This is a genomic window from Burkholderia ambifaria AMMD, assembly GCF_000203915.1.
GTDB classification, from domain to species: domain Bacteria; phylum Pseudomonadota; class Gammaproteobacteria; order Burkholderiales; family Burkholderiaceae; genus Burkholderia; species Burkholderia ambifaria.
In genome coordinates this window covers 1,445,256-1,460,776 of record NC_008390.1, presented here as the reverse complement: position 1 = coordinate 1,460,776, position 15,521 = coordinate 1,445,256, and the positions used below count along the sequence as shown (strand labels likewise).

Annotated in this window: 11 protein-coding genes; 4 read left to right on the top strand and 7 right to left on the bottom strand. The window is 67.7% G+C overall.

All coding sequences use genetic code 11. The annotated features are described in order from the left end of the window. Positions 1-5: 5 nt before the first annotated feature. Positions 6-884, top strand: coding sequence for an efflux RND transporter periplasmic adaptor subunit (locus BAMB_RS06715; RefSeq protein ID WP_011656646.1), 879 nt, complete (start codon positions 6-8; stop codon positions 882-884). 18 nt (positions 885-902) lie between these two features. Here the strand turns inward: BAMB_RS06715 and BAMB_RS06710 are convergent, their stop codons facing one another. Continuing rightward, complete coding sequence (locus BAMB_RS06710) at positions 903-2,579, bottom strand: methyl-accepting chemotaxis protein (RefSeq protein WP_011656645.1); 1,677 nt, start codon at positions 2,577-2,579, stop codon at positions 903-905. Positions 2,580-2,974: 395 nt separating this feature from the next. Between BAMB_RS06710 and BAMB_RS06705 the strand changes: the two genes are divergently transcribed. After that, positions 2,975-4,213 (top strand): MFS transporter, encoded by a 1,239-nt coding sequence (locus tag BAMB_RS06705; protein ID WP_011656644.1) that lies wholly within the window; start codon positions 2,975-2,977, stop codon positions 4,211-4,213. Between the two features lie 69 nt (positions 4,214-4,282). Here BAMB_RS06705 and BAMB_RS06700 read toward each other — a convergent pair whose 3' ends face one another. The 4 genes from BAMB_RS06700 to BAMB_RS06685 all read right to left on the bottom strand — a co-directional run bounded on the left by BAMB_RS06700 (position 4,283) and on the right by BAMB_RS06685 (position 8,361). Next, positions 4,283-4,558 (bottom strand): hypothetical protein, encoded by a 276-nt coding sequence (locus BAMB_RS06700; protein ID WP_011656643.1) that lies wholly within the window; start codon positions 4,556-4,558, stop codon positions 4,283-4,285. Further along, a complete protein-coding gene (locus BAMB_RS06695) occupies positions 4,555-5,037 on the bottom strand; it encodes a DUF2778 domain-containing protein (RefSeq protein ID WP_011656642.1) in 483 nt (160 codons plus the stop codon). The genes BAMB_RS06700 and BAMB_RS06695 overlap by 4 nt, the downstream gene beginning before the upstream one ends. 154 nt (positions 5,038-5,191) lie before the next feature. After that, the gene (locus BAMB_RS06690) at positions 5,192-6,001 is read right to left on the bottom strand and encodes a 5'-methylthioadenosine/adenosylhomocysteine nucleosidase (RefSeq protein ID WP_041491153.1); all 810 of its coding nucleotides are present in this window, start codon (positions 5,999-6,001) and stop codon (positions 5,192-5,194) included. Further along, positions 5,998-8,361, bottom strand: coding sequence for a UvrD-helicase domain-containing protein (locus tag BAMB_RS06685; protein WP_041491152.1), 2,364 nt, complete (start codon positions 8,359-8,361; stop codon positions 5,998-6,000). Before BAMB_RS06685 ends, BAMB_RS06690 begins: the two co-directional genes overlap by 4 nt. A gap of 214 nt (positions 8,362-8,575) precedes the next feature. Here BAMB_RS06685 and BAMB_RS06680 point away from each other — a divergent pair, with 214 nt between their 5' ends. Beyond that, positions 8,576-11,443 (top strand): valine--tRNA ligase, encoded by a 2,868-nt coding sequence (locus tag BAMB_RS06680; RefSeq protein ID WP_011656639.1) that lies wholly within the window; start codon positions 8,576-8,578, stop codon positions 11,441-11,443. An 87-nt stretch (positions 11,444-11,530) separates the two neighbouring features. Then, positions 11,531-12,415, top strand: coding sequence for a UTP--glucose-1-phosphate uridylyltransferase GalU (gene galU, locus BAMB_RS06675; protein ID WP_011656638.1), 885 nt, complete (start codon positions 11,531-11,533; stop codon positions 12,413-12,415). 60 nt (positions 12,416-12,475) lie between these two features. Here the strand turns inward: galU and BAMB_RS06670 are convergent, their stop codons facing one another. Then, positions 12,476-13,090 (bottom strand): DUF4136 domain-containing protein, encoded by a 615-nt coding sequence (locus tag BAMB_RS06670; RefSeq protein WP_011656637.1) that lies wholly within the window; start codon positions 13,088-13,090, stop codon positions 12,476-12,478. Positions 13,091-13,127: 37 nt separating this feature from the next. Continuing rightward, the gene (locus BAMB_RS06665) at positions 13,128-15,515 is read right to left on the bottom strand and encodes a CHASE2 domain-containing protein (RefSeq protein ID WP_011656636.1); all 2,388 of its coding nucleotides are present in this window, start codon (positions 15,513-15,515) and stop codon (positions 13,128-13,130) included. Positions 15,516-15,521: the final 6 nt, after the last annotated feature.

The following is a 15,521-nucleotide window of genomic DNA, read 5'->3' as shown; positions in this document are numbered from 1 at the left end:
CCATCATGATGCTCAGAAAACTCTTCGGCTTCGTCGCGACCGCCGTCATCCTTCTCGTCGCGATCCTGATCGGGCGCTCGCTGTGGGTGCACTACATGGACGATCCCTGGACCCGCGACGGGCGCGTGCGCGCCGAGATCGTCAACGTCGCGCCGGACGTGTCGGGCGCGATCGTCGAGCTGCCCGTGCATGACAACCAGCTCGTGAAAAAGGGCGACCTGATCATGCAGATCGACCCGTCGCACTACCAGATCGCGGTCGAGCAGGCGCAGGCGGCCGTCGCCGCCCGCCGCGCGGAACTGCAGATGCGCCGCGACGACGCGGCCCGCCGCGCCGACCTCGATGCGCTCGTCGTGTCGAAGGAAAACCGCGAGAACGCGGCGCACAGCGCGTCGAGCGCCGACGCGCAGTACCAGCAGGCGATCGCCGCGCTCGACGCCGCGAAGCTCAATCTGGAACGCACGCGCGTGGTCGCGCCGGTCGACGGCTACGTGACGAACCTGCAGACGTTCAAGGGCAACTACGCGGTAGCCGGCCAGGCGAAGCTCGCAATCGTCGACAGCCACTCGTTCTGGGTCTACGGCTACTTCGAGGAAACCAAGCTGCCGCGCGTGAAGATCGGCGCCCCGGCCGAGATGCGGCTGATGAGCGGCGGCGTGATGAAAGGTCACGTCGAGAGCATCTCGCGCGGCATCTACGATCGCGACAACCCGCAAAGCCGCGACCTCGTCGCGGACGTGAACCCGACCTTCAACTGGGTGCGCCTCGCGCAGCGCGTGCCGGTCCGCATCCGGATCGACGAAGTGCCGGCCGACGTGGTGCTGTCGGCGGGCACGACCTGCACGGTCATCATCGACCCGGACCAGCAGAAGAAGAAGTCCTAAGCGCCGGCGGCCGGGCGCTTACGCCGCGACGCGAAAGCGCCCGACCAGCGACTTGAGCGCCTGCGCCTGCTCGTCGAGCGCATTCGCCGCGGCGGCCGCCTGTTCGACGAGCGCCGCGTTCTGCTGGGTGCCGGAATCCATCTGCATGACCGCGCGGCCGATCTCGTCGATCCCGGCGCTCTGCTCGTCCGACGCCGCGGAGATTTCGCCGATGATGTCAGTCACGCGCTTGACCGCCCGCACCACGTCGTCCATCGTGCGACCCGCATCGTGCGCGAGCGCCGCGCCGTTCGCGACGCGCTCGACCGACGCGCCGATCAGCGTACGGATCTCCTTCGCCGCGCTCGCCGCGCGCTGCGCGAGCAGCCGCACCTCGCCCGCAACCACCGAAAAACCACGGCCCTGCTCGCCCGCGCGCGCCGCCTCGACCGCCGCGTTCAACGCGAGGATGTTGGTCTGGAACGCGATTCCCTCGATCGTGCCGATGATGTCGCGGATGTTCTTCGCGCTGTCGTCGATCTCGCTCATCGTCGCAACCACGCGCCCGACGACTTCGCCGCCGGCTTCCGCGACCGCCGATGCATTGGCCGCGAGCGCGCTCGCCTGCCGCGCGTTTTCGGCGTTCTGCCGCACGGTCGACGTGAGCTCCTCCATGCTGGCCGCGGTGCGCTCGAGCGCGACGGCCTGCTGCTCGGTACGCCGCGACAGGTCGAGATTGCCGGTCGAGATCTCGCCGGACGCAGCCGCGATCGCCTCGGCGCTGACTGCGATCTCGCCGACGGTCGCCGCGAGCCCGGTCTGCATGTCGGACAGCGCACGCACCATGCTGTCGCGGTCGTGGCGGCCAAGCGGGATCGGCCGCGTGAGGTCGCCGCGCGCGATGTCGGCGGCGATCGCCTTCGCATCGGCGGGCTCGCCGCCGAGCTGCGACGCGAGGCGGCGCACGACCTGTTCGGCGATCACGATCGCCAGCACGAACAGCGCGGCCGTCATCGCCGCGATCATCGCGAACGACGACGAGAAGATCGTTGCGGACGCATCGAGCGTCGCCTTCGACTTCGCGCCGCGCGTCTTCACGAGCATGGCGACCAGCTTCTCGAGCTTGGCGGTCTCGACCAGCAGCGACACGTCCTGCGTGCCGACCTGCCAGTTCATCTGCGACAGGTCGAGCGGCTGCGCCTGCACGAGCGCGACGAAATCGCGCAGATGGCCGCTCCACGTGCCGACCGCCATGGAGAACGCGCGCAGGCGCGCGGAATCGTCCGCATCGGCCGGATCCGCGTAATGCTGCAGCGTCGCGAGCGCCTGGCCGATCGACGCGAGCCCCGCGCGAACCTCGGCGCCCAGGTCGTCGCGCTCCTTCGCGGTGGTCGCGGTCAGCAGCATCTTCTGCGCGCGGCTCGCACGCAGCACCTCGGCGCGCACTTCCTCCGCCGCGCGGCTCGCCACGTGCCCCTGCTCGTAGACCGACGCGATCGACGCGTTCAGCCGGCTGATCTGCCATAGCGAAAACACGCCGATCGCGAGCGTGCCGGCCAGCAGGATCGCGAACGCCGCGCGCAACGTCGCCTTGACCGTCCAGGGCCGGCGTTCGCGCCGGGCTGCGCGCGGACGTCGTGCGGCGGCGGGCCTGGCGGCTGCACCAGATGCGCTGGTGGCCGCACCCGGCCGTGGATGCAATGATGCTGCTTTCATCGATATATCCCCGTGTTGATCCCACCGCCGGACAGGTCGGGTCCGGCGGCTACCGTGATGCCCGCCCGGCTCGTGGCCGGTGCGGTGCGCGGCGCGCCTCTGTTGCCGTTGCGTCGTTCTACGGCCGCTCTCGCCATTCCTTGAGTCCGGACAAACACCGAGCCGAGCCCGGCGTGCCCGCGCTCACGGCAGACGCGCTGCCTGCGTTATACCCGGCCAAAAAAGGGCGGAATGGCCGATCGGCCGACCCCGCGGCTGACGGCGATGTCCGAATCGCGATAAAAGTTGGCCGGACATTCTCGATACGCCACATTACACTTCTTTGACGCAACAACGATTCGAACGCGCCGATCCCCATCAGAGCGCGTCCCGTCACCTCAACTCGCTCAGCTCACATGGAAACCAGCCTCGATACGGGTGCCGGCAACGCCGCCGCAGCCCAGCCGTCTGCTCCACCCGCCGCGCGCACCGTCTACCCGGTGCTCGGCGCGATCAGCTTCTCGCACATGCTCAACGACATGATCCAGTCGTTGATCCTCGCGATCTATCCGATGCTCAAGAGCCAGTTCGCGCTGTCGTTCGCGCAGATCGGCCTGATCACGCTGACCTACCAGATCACCGCGTCGCTGCTGCAGCCGCTCGTCGGGCTCTATACGGACAAGCGGCCGAAGCCCTATTCGCTGCCGGTCGGGATGGGCTTCACGCTCGCGGGGCTGCTGCTGATGTCGGCCGCGCAGAGCTTCCCGACGCTGCTGGTGGCGGCGGCCCTGGTCGGCTGCGGCTCGTCGGTGTTCCATCCGGAATCGTCGCGGGTCGCGCGGATGGCGTCGGGGGGCCAACACGGGCTCGCGCAGTCGCTGTTCCAGGTCGGCGGCAACGCCGGCTCGGCGCTCGGGCCGCTGCTCGCCGCGCTGGTGATCATTCCGCACGGCCAGCACAGCATCGCGTGGTTCTCGGCGGCCGCGCTCGTCGCGATGGTCGTGCTCACGCAGATCGGCCACTGGTACAAGAAGCATCCGTCGATGAAGAAGAAGGCCGCGGCGGCCGGCCATCCGACGCTGTCGCCGCGCCGCGTGCTCGCCGCGATCGGCGTGCTGGTGCTGCTGCTGTTCTCGAAGTACTTCTACCTCGCGAGCATCAACAGCTATTTCACGTTCTATCTGATCGACAAGTTCCACCTGTCGGTGCAGGCCGCGCAGATCCATCTGTTCGTGTTCCTCGCGGCCGTGGCGGCCGGCACGCTGATCGGCGGGCCGGTCGGCGACCGGATCGGCCGCAAGTACGTGATCTGGGTGTCGATTCTCGGCGTCGCGCCGTTCACGCTGCTGCTGCCGTATGCGAACCTGTTCTGGACGAGCGTGCTGAGCGTGATCATCGGCATCGTGCTGGCGTCGGCGTTCGCCGCGATCCTCGTCTATGCGACGGAACTGATGCCCGGCAAGGTCGGGATGGTCGCGGGCCTGTTCTTCGGCTTCGCGTTCGGCCTGGGCGGCGTGGGCGCCGCCGTGCTCGGCCAGCTCGCGGACGCGACGAGCGTCACGTTCGTCTACAAGGTGTGCTCGTTCCTGCCGCTGATCGGCGTGCTGACGGTGTTCCTGCCGAACCTCGAAAGCGCGCGCCGCAAGAAGGCGTGACGGGGCGGCCGCGGCATGCGTGCCGCGGCTGGTGGCTCAATAAACGTTGCGAAGTGTGTCGCCAAAGGGCTATCGGCGCGGGGACTTTCGCGTCCCACGATCGAGAATTCGAGCGCCCAGCAGGACCAGCGCCAACGCGATCACGAAGCTGACGCCGAGCATGGTACTAATCAGGATGTCACCCTGGCCGTGAACACCGAGCATGTCGAACACGCTGAACAGCGGTTCGAACGCTCGCCAACCGGCGCCGCTTTGAAACCATTCATCCAGAGGTGAATTCGCCAGGCCGAGATAGACCGGGATCGTCAAAGCGATCGCGGCAAGCAGACGCAGAAGCGCTTTCATTGGACGACCACTCGACCGTAGTACTTCATCCCGGTGCCTGGAATCGTGCCGACGGCCTGCGACTTGAGGAACTTGCGAAGCGCATCGAACTGGGTTTTGTTCGGCAGTGTGATGCAGCCTTCGCTGATGCCCCAGTATCCGACGGGATGCAACCGGAAGTGGCCACGCCGAATGCCGTTGAGCGACGTCCAGTCGTCGATCACGCCATCGTTGCGATACAACGCGAACCAATCCGCGCGATGAGTACCTGCAAGCAGATCGGAGCGAAAGTCGTTCAACCACCCCATGCGTCCACCGCTCTGGCGATCCACGATGTAGTAAACACCGGCCGGCAACGGCCCGTCGTTGGGAACTGTTGTCGAATTCGGATCATTGACATATCGACCGTTGCCGCTGAATGCGGCGACTGCCCCAAAACCCGCACAATGCAGGACGGACGAGCGCTGACGGTTTAACGAGAAAGTACATTCCACAGGCATTCTGGCCCTCTCCGGATAGTTATTTTTTTGATGCGACCGCGTGCGACGTGCGATCGCCCCGACTGCCCCAACTTCCCCGGCAGCCGCGAGAGCTTAATCCATCATGGCCCGTTCGTCATTGCAGCGCCTAAGCACGACGCGCCTCCCTGCCTCCCTAAATGACTGCTGCCCCTCGCTCGGTCGCATGCAGCGTCAGGAACCGCTTGAGGATGCCGGTCGAATAGCTGCTCGCAATCGCCGACAGGAAGTGCGAGAACGACTGCGTCGCGTGGTCGTCGGCCGTATCGGAGATCGTGCGCACGAGGGCGAACGGCACGTCGTGCTCGGCGCACACCTGCGCGATCGCCGCGCCTTCCATCTCGACCGCAAGCGCGTCGGGCAACGCATCGCGCAGCGCGACGACCTCGCGCTCGCTCGACACGAAACGGTCGCCGCTGATGATCAGCCCGCCGTGCAGCGACGCGCCGGCCAGCCCGAAACGCTCCGCGAACCGCGCGCCTTCCTCGGCGACGAACAGCGTGCATGCGGCCTTCAGGCGGGCCGTCAGTTCCAGGTCGGTCGCGAACCGCGTGATGCCGAGCAGCGGCACCTCGTAGCGCGGAAACAGCGGCGACGCATCGAGGTCGTGCTGCAGCAGCGTATCGGCGACGACGACATCGCCGACGCGCACCGTGCGCGACACGCCGCCGGCGACACCGGTGAACACGACGCCGGACACGCCGAACACATGGATCAGCGCACTGACCGTCGCGGCGGCCGCGACCTTGCCGACCCGCGCGAGCGTGACGACGCAGGCCGCGCCGTGCACGGTACCGAGGTGGTAGTCGCGGCGGCCGAGCGTGATCGTCTTCATCACGCCCTCGGCGCGCATCGCGGCGATCAGGTCGCCGAGCTCCTCGGGCAGCGCGGCCAGAATGCCGAGCGGGCGCGTCGAAACCGTTCCGACCATGTCGATGCTCATCATTCCACCGCCTGCAGTTTCGCGACCGCCAGCGCGAGCCACTTCTCGCCGTGCCGCTTGAACTTCACCTGCGCCTTCGCATCGGCGCCGTTGCCTTCGAGCGCGGTGACCGTGCCCTCGCCGAACTTGGTATGAAATACCTGCTGGCCGACGCGAAAGCCGGTGTCGGCCGCGCGCTGCTTGTTCGCGAACGCCGGCAGCGGCGCGGAAACCGCCGCGTCGACGACCTGCTCGCGACTGCCGCCGCCCGGCCGCGAGAACCAGTCGCGCCCCCAGCCGGCATTGTCCGAACGGCCGCCCCAACGCGCGCCCGCCTCGACCTTCGGCGTCAGCCACTTCAGCACGTGCTCCGGCAATTCGTCGAAGAAGCGCGAGCGCACGTTGTAGCGCGTCTGGCCGTGCAGCATCCGGCTCTGCGCGAACGACAGGTAGAGCCGCTCCTTCGCCCGCGTGATCGCGACGTACATCAGCCGGCGCTCTTCCTCGAGGCCGTCCGATTCGAGCACGCTGTTCTCGTGCGGGAACAGCCCTTCCTCCAGGCCGGTGATGAACACGGCCGAGAATTCGAGGCCCTTCGCCGCGTGCACCGTCATCAGCTGCACGGCGTCCTGGCCGGCCTGCGCCTGGTTGTCGCCGGCTTCGAGCGATGCGTGCGACAGGAAGCCCGCGAGCGGCGTCATCGTGTCGGGGTTCTGCGCGGGGTCGTCGAGCGGCGCCGGATCGAGCACGTCGACCGACGGATCGTTCGCATCCACGCCGAGCTCCGGCGCCGCGATCGCCCCCGCGCGCAGCGGGATCGAGCGGGCCGGCGCGTCGAGCCCGTAGCCTTCCTCGCTGACGAACGCGGTGGCCGCGTTCACGAGTTCCTGCAAGTTCTCGAGGCGGTCCTGGCCTTCGCGCTCGCCCTGGTAGAAATCGGCGAGGCCGCTCGCGCGCACGACGTACTCGACCGTCTCGGGCAGGCTCATCTGCTGCGTCTCGGCGCGCATCTTCGCGATCAGCGTCGCGAACCCGCCGAGGCTCGTGCCGGCCTTGCCGGTCACGTACGGAATCGCGGCGGCCATCGAACAGTCGTACAGGCGCGCGGCATCCGCGAGCTGCTCGATGGAGCGCGCGCCGATCCCGCGCGTCGGGAAGTTCACGACGCGCACGAACGCGGTGTCGTCGTTCGGGTTGTCGATCAGGCGCAGGTACGCGAGCGCATGCTTCACTTCCTGGCGCTCGAAGAAGCGCAGGCCGCCGTACACGCGATACGGAATGCCCGAGGTCATCAGCGTGTGCTCGATCGCGCGCGATTGCGCGTTGCTGCGATACAGGACGGCGACTTCGCTGCGCGACATTCCGGTGTTGATCAGCGAGCGGATCTCCTCGACGATCCAGCCGGCTTCCTGCGCATCGGTGCTCGCCTCGTACACGCGCACGGGCTCACCGTGGCCGGCGTCGGTGCGCAGGTTCTTGCCGAGGCGGTGCGCGTTGTTCGAGATCAGCTGGTTCGCCGCGTCGAGGATGTTGCCGTGCGACCGGTAGTTCTGCTCGAGCTTGATCAGGTTGCGCACGCGGAATTCGTCTTCGAAGTCGCGCATGTTGCCGACGTTCGCGCCGCGGAACGCGTAGATCGACTGGTCGTCGTCGCCGACCGCGAAGATCGCGTTCTCGCCGCCCGCGAGCATCTTGAGCCACGCGTACTGCAGCTTGTTGGTGTCCTGGAACTCGTCGACGAGGATGTGCCGGAAGCGTGCCTGGTAGTGCGCGCGCAGCGGCGCGTTGTACGCGAGCAGCTCGTAGCAGCGCAGCAGCAGCTCGGGGAAGTCGACCACGCCCTCGCGCTGGCACTGCTGGTCGTACGCCTGGTACAGCTCGACGAACTTGCGGTTGAAGTTGTCGGTCGCGTCGACCTTGTCGGGACGCAGCCCCTGCTCCTTCGCGTTGTTGATGAAGTACTGGACATTCTTCGGCGGGTACTTCTCGTCGTCGACGTTCGCCGCCTTCATCAACCGCTTGATCGCCGACAACTGATCGGCCGTGTCGAGGATCTGGAAGGTCTGCGGCAGGCCGGCGTCGCGCCAGTGGGTGCGCAGCATCCGGTTGCACAGCCCGTGGAACGTGCCGATCCACATTCCGCGCGTGTCGATCGGCATCATCGCCGACAGGCGCGCCATCATCTCGCGCGCGGCCTTGTTCGTGAAGGTGACGGCCAGCACGGTGGGCGGCGACGCGTAGCCTTGCTGGATCAGCCACGCGATGCGGGTGATCAGCACGCGGGTCTTGCCGCTGCCCGCCCCCGCGAGGATCAGCGCCGGTTCGTTCGGCAACGTGACGGCGGCGTATTGTTCAGGGTTCAGATTGGCGAGCAGATCGGGCATGGAGCGGCAGCGGGCGTGCGAGAAAAATGCGGACCCGACATTATAAGTCGGCGGCGCGATGCCGTTTCCGATCCGTTCGGCCTCGCGCCGCCGCGGCGCAGTGAGGGCCGCCCGACGGGCCGGCGCGGACCCCGCAATGGCTGGCCGATGTGCATCCATTTATAATTGCCGGATTCGGCATCCAATTCACGCATTTTTCGGCAGATTTCCAACCATGAGCGACAGCACGCTTGCGAAGAGTTTCGAACCCCACACCATCGAGTCCCAATGGGGGCCGGAGTGGGAAAAACGCGGCTATGCCGCCCCGGCCTTCGACCCGGCGCGCCCCGATTTCGCGATCCAGCTGCCGCCGCCGAACGTCACCGGTACGCTGCACATGGGCCACGCGTTCAACCAGACGATCATGGACGGCCTCGCGCGCTACCACCGGATGCTCGGCGAGAACACGCTGTGGGTGCCCGGCACCGACCACGCGGGGATCGCGACCCAGATCGTCGTCGAGCGCCAGCTCGATGCGCAAGGCGTGTCGCGCCATGACCTCGGCCGCGAGAAGTTCGTCGAGCGCGTGTGGGAGTGGAAGCAGCAGTCCGGCTCGACGATCACCGGCCAGGTGCGCCGCCTCGGCGCGTCGACCGACTGGTCGCGCGAATATTTCACGATGGACGACAAGATGTCGGCCGCCGTGCGCGACGTGTTCGTCACGCTCTTCGAACAGGGCCTGATCTACCGCGGCAAGCGCCTCGTCAACTGGGATCCGGTGCTGCTCACCGCGGTGTCGGATCTCGAGGTCGCGAGCGAAGAGGAAAACGGCCACCTGTGGCACATCCGCTACCCGCTCGTCGACGGTTCGGGCTCGCTGACCGTCGCGACGACGCGTCCCGAGACGATGCTCGGCGACGTCGCGCTGATGGTCCACCCGGAAGACGAGCGCTACGCGCACCTGATCGGCAAGCTGGTCACGCTGCCGCTGACGGGCCGCGAGATCCCGGTGATCGCCGACGACTACGTCGACCGCGAGTTCGGCACGGGCGTCGTGAAGGTCACGCCCGCGCACGACTTCAACGACTACCAGGTCGGCCTGCGCCATAACCTCGCGCCGATCGAGATCCTGACGCTCGACGCGAAGATCAACGACAACGGCCCCGAGCAGTATCGCGGCCTCGACCGCTTCGACGCACGCAAGGCGATCGTCGCCGACCTCGACGCGCAGGGCTTCCTCGACTCCGTGAAGCCGCACAAGCTGATGGTGCCGCGCGGCGACCGCACGGGCGTCGTGATCGAGCCGATGCTGACCGACCAGTGGTTCGTCGCGATGACGAAGGCGGCGCCGGAAGGCACGTTCAACCCGGGCAAGTCGATCACCGAGACGTCGCTCGACGTCGTGCGCAACGGCCAGATCAAGTTCGTGCCGGAAAACTGGACGACCACCTACTACCAGTGGCTCGAGAACATCCAGGACTGGTGCATCTCGCGCCAGCTGTGGTGGGGTCACCAGATTCCCGCGTGGTACGGCGAGAACGGCGAGGTGTTCGTCGCGCGCAACGAGGAAGAAGCGCGCGCGCAGGCCGCCGCGAAGGGCTATGCCGGCGCGCTCAAGCGCGACGAGGACGTGCTCGACACGTGGTTCTCGTCGGCGCTCGTGCCGTTCTCGTCGCTCGGCTGGCCGAACGAAACGCCTGAACTGCAGCACTTCCTGCCGTCGTCGGTGCTCGTCACGGGCTTCGACATCATCTTCTTCTGGGTCGCCCGGATGGTGATGATGACCACGCACTTCACCGGCAAGGTGCCGTTCCATACCGTGTACGTGCACGGCCTCGTGCGCGACGCGGAAGGCCAGAAGATGTCGAAGAGCAAGGGCAACACGCTCGACCCGATCGACATCGTCGACGGCATCGACCTCGAAACGCTGGTCGCGAAGCGCACGACGGGCCTGATGAACCCGAAGCAGGCCGCCACCATCGAGAAGAAGACGCGCAAGGAATTCCCGGACGGCATCGCCGCGTTCGGCACCGACGCGCTGCGCTTCACGATGGCGTCGATGGCAACGCTCGGCCGCAACGTGAACTTCGACCTCGCGCGCTGCGAAGGCTATCGCAACTTCTGCAACAAGCTGTGGAACGCGACGCGCTTCGTGCTGATGAACTGCGAAGGCCACGACTGCGGCAACGACAAGCCGGAAGTGTGCGGCGCGGGCGACTGCGGCCCCGGCGGCTACCTCGACTTCTCGGCGGCCGACCGCTGGATCGTGTCGCTGCTGCAGCGCACCGAGGCCGACATCGCGAAGGGCTTCGCCGATTACCGCTTCGACAACATCGCGACCAGCATCTACAAGTTCGTGTGGGACGAGTACTGCGACTGGTACCTCGAACTCGCGAAGGTGCAGATCCAGAACGGCACGCCGGAACAGCAGCGCGCGACGCGCCGCACGCTGCTGCGCGTGCTCGAGACGGTGCTGCGCCTCGCGCACCCGATCATCCCGTTCATCACCGAAGCGCTCTGGCAGAAGGTCGCGCCGCTCACCGGCCGTTATCCGCAAGGCAAGGCCGAGGGCGAAGCATCGCTGATGACGCAGGCGTATCCGGTCGCGAACCTGCAGAAGATCGACGAGGCGTCCGAGCAATGGGCGGCCGACCTGAAGGCGATCGTCGACGCGTGCCGCAACCTGCGCGGCGAGATGAACCTGTCGCCGGCGACCAAGGTGCCGCTGCTCGCGGCCGGCGACGCCGAGCGCCTGCGCTCGTTCGCACCGTACGTGCAGGCCCTCGCCCGCCTGTCGGAAGTCCAGATCCTCGCGGACGAAGCGACGCTCGACAAGGAAGCGCACGGCGCGCCGATCGCGATCGTGGGCCCGAACAAGCTGGTACTGAAGGTGGAGATCGACGTCGCGGCCGAGCGCGAGCGCCTGTCGAAGGAAATCGCGCGCCTGACGGGCGAGATCGCGAAGTGCAACGCGAAGCTCGGCAACGAGGCATTCGTCGCGAAAGCGCCGCCGGCCGTGGTCGAACAGGAACAAAAGCGCGTGGCCGAGTTCGGTAGTACGCTGGAAAAACTGCGTGCCCAGCTCGATCGGTTGCCTGCGTAACAAACGGTAAGGTCGTTTGCGTTCACTATAATCGGAACGTGAACATAGACCGTCTGACAAGACGATTACAGGAATAAAGGTTCGATCATGTTGAAAGTCAACAAGGCGGTATTCCCCGTTGCCGGTCTCGGCACGCGGTTCCTCCCTGCAACGAAGGCGAGCCCGAAGGAAATGCTGCCGGTCGTCGACAAGCCGCTGATCCAGTACGCCGTCGAGGAAGCGATCGCCGCGGGCATCACCGAGATGATCTTCGTGACCGGGCGCAGCAAGCGCGCGATCGAGGACCACTTCGACAAGTCGTACGAGGTCGAGGCCGAACTCGAGGCGCGCGGCAAGGCAAAGCTGCTCGAGCTCGTGCGCAGCATCAAGCCGAGCCATGTCGACTGTTTCTACGTGCGCCAGCCGGAAGCGCTGGGCCTCGGCCATGCGGTGCTGTGCGCGGAAAAGCTCGTGGCGGACAACCCGTTCGCGGTGATCCTCGCCGACGACCTGCTCGACGGCAACCCGCCGGTGATGAAGCAGATGGTCGACGTGTTCGACCACTATCACAGCTCGGTGATCGGCGTGGAAGAGATTCCGCCGTCGGAGACGAAGTCGTACGGGATCGTCGATGGCAAGGAGTGGGAGGAGTCGATCGTCAAGATGTCGGCGATCGTCGAGAAGCCCGCGCCGGAAGTCGCGCCGTCGAACCTCGGCGTGGTCGGCCGCTACATCCTGAAGCCGCGCATTTTCGAACACCTGCGCGCGCTGAAGCCGGGCGCGGGCGGCGAGCTGCAGCTCACCGACGCGATCCAGGCGCTGCTCGCCGACGAACAGGTGCTGGCCTACAAGTACCAGGGCACGCGCTACGACTGCGGCAGCAAGCTCGGCTACCTGAAGGCGACGGTCGAATTCGCGCTGCGCCACCCGGAAGTCGGCACCGAGTTCGACGCGTACCTGCGCACGCGCGGCAACGCGCATCCGGCCGCCTGAACGCGGCCCGGGCCGGCCTCGCCTTTCCGGCGGGCCCGCCCTCACCTCACGGCCGGCGCGTCAGCGCGCGGCGGCCGGCTTCACCGAGACGACGCCCGGCATTGCGCCCGCGTCGTCTTTTTTCGTCTTCACGAGCCAGCCGTCACCCTGCTCGAACGGCAGCTTCGCGAGCGCGCTCCGCACGAGCGTCGGCGCGGCCTGCTGCGTGCCCGGATCGCGATCGCGCAGCGACGCCGACACGCGATAGACATCCGCACCCGAGCTCGCGTCGACGAAACGCAGCGTCAGCACGTGGCGGTACACCGTGCCCGCGAACGGCAGCGCGAACGGCGCCGGCCCGTCGACGGTCACGCATGCGCTGCTCGCGGCGCCGCACTGGTCGGCCGTCGCCGCGACCGACGCCGGCTGCGTCGCATACGCGATCGACAGCCGGTAGCGCGCATCCTTGCCGGCTTGCGCGTCGAAGCCGCGCTGCGCGAGCGCGTCGCGCACCAGCGTCTCGATCCGCCGGTATTCGGCATCGTCGGCCTGAGCGGCCGTGCGAACGACATCGTAGCCGTGCGCACCGGACGCGAACGCATTCGGCTGCCCGAGCGCGCTCACGCCGGTCGTGACGCCGGCGCAACCCGTCAACAGCGACGCCGCCAATGCGGTCGCTGCCCATTCCTTTCTCATGACTTCCCCCAAATGCCTGCCGTCGTGCCCGGCCCTGTCAGGCGGACGGCTCGTCGATCGCGGGCAGCGACACCGTCACCGCGGTGCCGACACCCACTTCGCTGTCGACCGTCACGCTGCCGCCGTGGCGCGTGACGACCGTCTTCACGAATGCCATGCCGAGCCCGGAACCCGAGATTTCGGGCCGCTCGCCGGCATGGAACCGCTTGAAACGCTCGAACAGATGCCGCTGATCTTCCGGCGCGATGCCGTACCCCTGATCGCGAATCGTACAGAACATCCGCCTCGATGCGTGCTCGATCGTCAGCGTACACGTGATCACCGTGTCGGACGGACTGTATTTGACCGCGTTGTTCAGCACGTTGACGAACGCGCGCGTGATCAGCGAGCGGTCGGCGCGCGTCCAGCCCATGTCGGTGCCGACGTCGGTATCGATGCGGATGCGCTTGGCCTGCGCCTGCGGCCAGACTTCGTCGCTCGCGTCGATCAGCACGTCGACGAGGCTCGTCAGCTCGAGCTGGTACGCCTGCGACTCCGCGCGCGCCAGTTGCACGAACTCGTCGGCGAGCGACAGCGCACGATGCGCATACCGCTCGATCCGCGCGAGCAGCCGGCGCGTCGCGTCGGTCTCGACGCGTTCGCGCTCGATCTCGACGAGCGCGAGGATCGACGACTGCGGCGAGCGCATGTCGTGCGACAGCAGGTGCAGCGCCTCCTCGCGCTGCCGCTCGGCCGCATGCAGCTCGGTCACGTCGACGAGGCCGGCGATCCAGCCCGTCACGTGGCCCTGCGCGTTCGTACATGCCGCGTAGCGTAGCAGATGGTCGAGCCCGTCGCGGTCGCGCACCTCGATGCCGCGCGCCATCGCGTCGTGCTCGGCCTCGAGCGTCGGGTCGAGCGCGGCCGGCCAGTGTTCGCGGATCGCGACGTCGTGTTCGACGTTGCCGTCGACCGTCTTCATGAAGGTCAGCTCGCCGAGCGCGGCGCGCAGCGGCCGGCCTTCCGGCAACGGCAGCGCGAGCCTCGACCCGTAGCGCTTCGCCGCGTGGTTCGCGATCAGCACGGTGCCGGCCAGGTCGGTGACGAAGATCGGCTCCGGCATGCTGTCGAGGCTGTCCCACACGAAGCGCTTCATGTCCTGCACGCGCTGCGCGGCCTGCGCCATCAGCGCCATCTGCCGTTCGAGCACGTCGCCGCCGACGCTGCGCGTGCGCGGCGCCTCGGGCAGCAGGTGCGGCTCGTCGGCGAGCCGCTGCAGCTCGCGGCGCAGGTACGACATCGTCATTTCGAGGCGCCGCCAGTTCCAGATCGGATACACGGCGATCAGCCCGAAGATCGCGGGCGCGGGCGACAACCACACGCGCGCCTCGAACAACAGCGCGACGCTCGCGACGACGGCCGCCGCGGCCAGGCTCAGCGTCAGCAGCAGGCCGCGCCACGGCGACAGCATCAGGAAGCCGGCCAGCAGCACCGCGAGCGGCAGCAGCGACGCGACGAACAGCCCCGCGCGCGACACGGGCAGGATCGCGCTGCCGGTCGTCAGCATGTCGAGCACGTTCGCGTGGATGTACACGCCGGCGAGCGGGCCGAACTCGCCCGACACCGGTGTCGCGAAGCGGTCGTAGAGGCCCGACGCGGTCACGCCGACGACGACGATCTTGCCGCGCAGCGCGTCGGGTTTCACGCGCCCTTCGAGCACGTCGTTGAACGACAGCGTCGGATACGCGGGCGTGTTGCGGCTGAACGGGATCAGGTAGCGGCCCTCGCCGGTCACGTCGCGCGACAGGTCGTGCGCATGCGCGCCGGGCGCGCCGCCGGCCGGATGCAGGCGGCCGGCCTCGAGCGCGCGGTAGACGGGCACCATCAGTTGCGGCCAGCGCACGCGTCCGTCGCTTTCGAACAGCGCGACGCTGCGCACGATGCCGTCGGGATCGACTTCGAGATTGATGTGGCCGAGCCCCGTCGCGCGGGCCGCCAGCTCCGCCACCGGCGGATCGACGGTGCGCGTGCCGTCCGCCTGCTCCGGGCTCAGCAGCACGGCGAGGAAGGTCGGCACCCGGGCCATCGCGTCCGCGAACGGACGATCCTCGGGCGACTGCTCGGTAAACAACACGTCGTAGACGACCGCGGCCGGCTGCGCACGCGCGAGCGTGTCCAGCAGCCGCGCATGCACGCTGCGCGGCCACGGCCAGCGACCGAGCGCGGACACGCTCTGGTTGTCGATGTCGACGACGACGACGTCGGGCGACAGCGGCAGGCTGCGCAGCATCAGCAGCCGGTCGTAGATCAGCCCGTCGACGCTCGACGACAGCCGGCCGAGCGCGCACGCGAGGATCACCGCGATCCCGAGGCAGCCGATCGCGATCCATTCGATCAGGAAGCGGCGGCCGAGGCGCCGCCGCGGGGAAACGGAGTCGGTTTTCATCTGCCG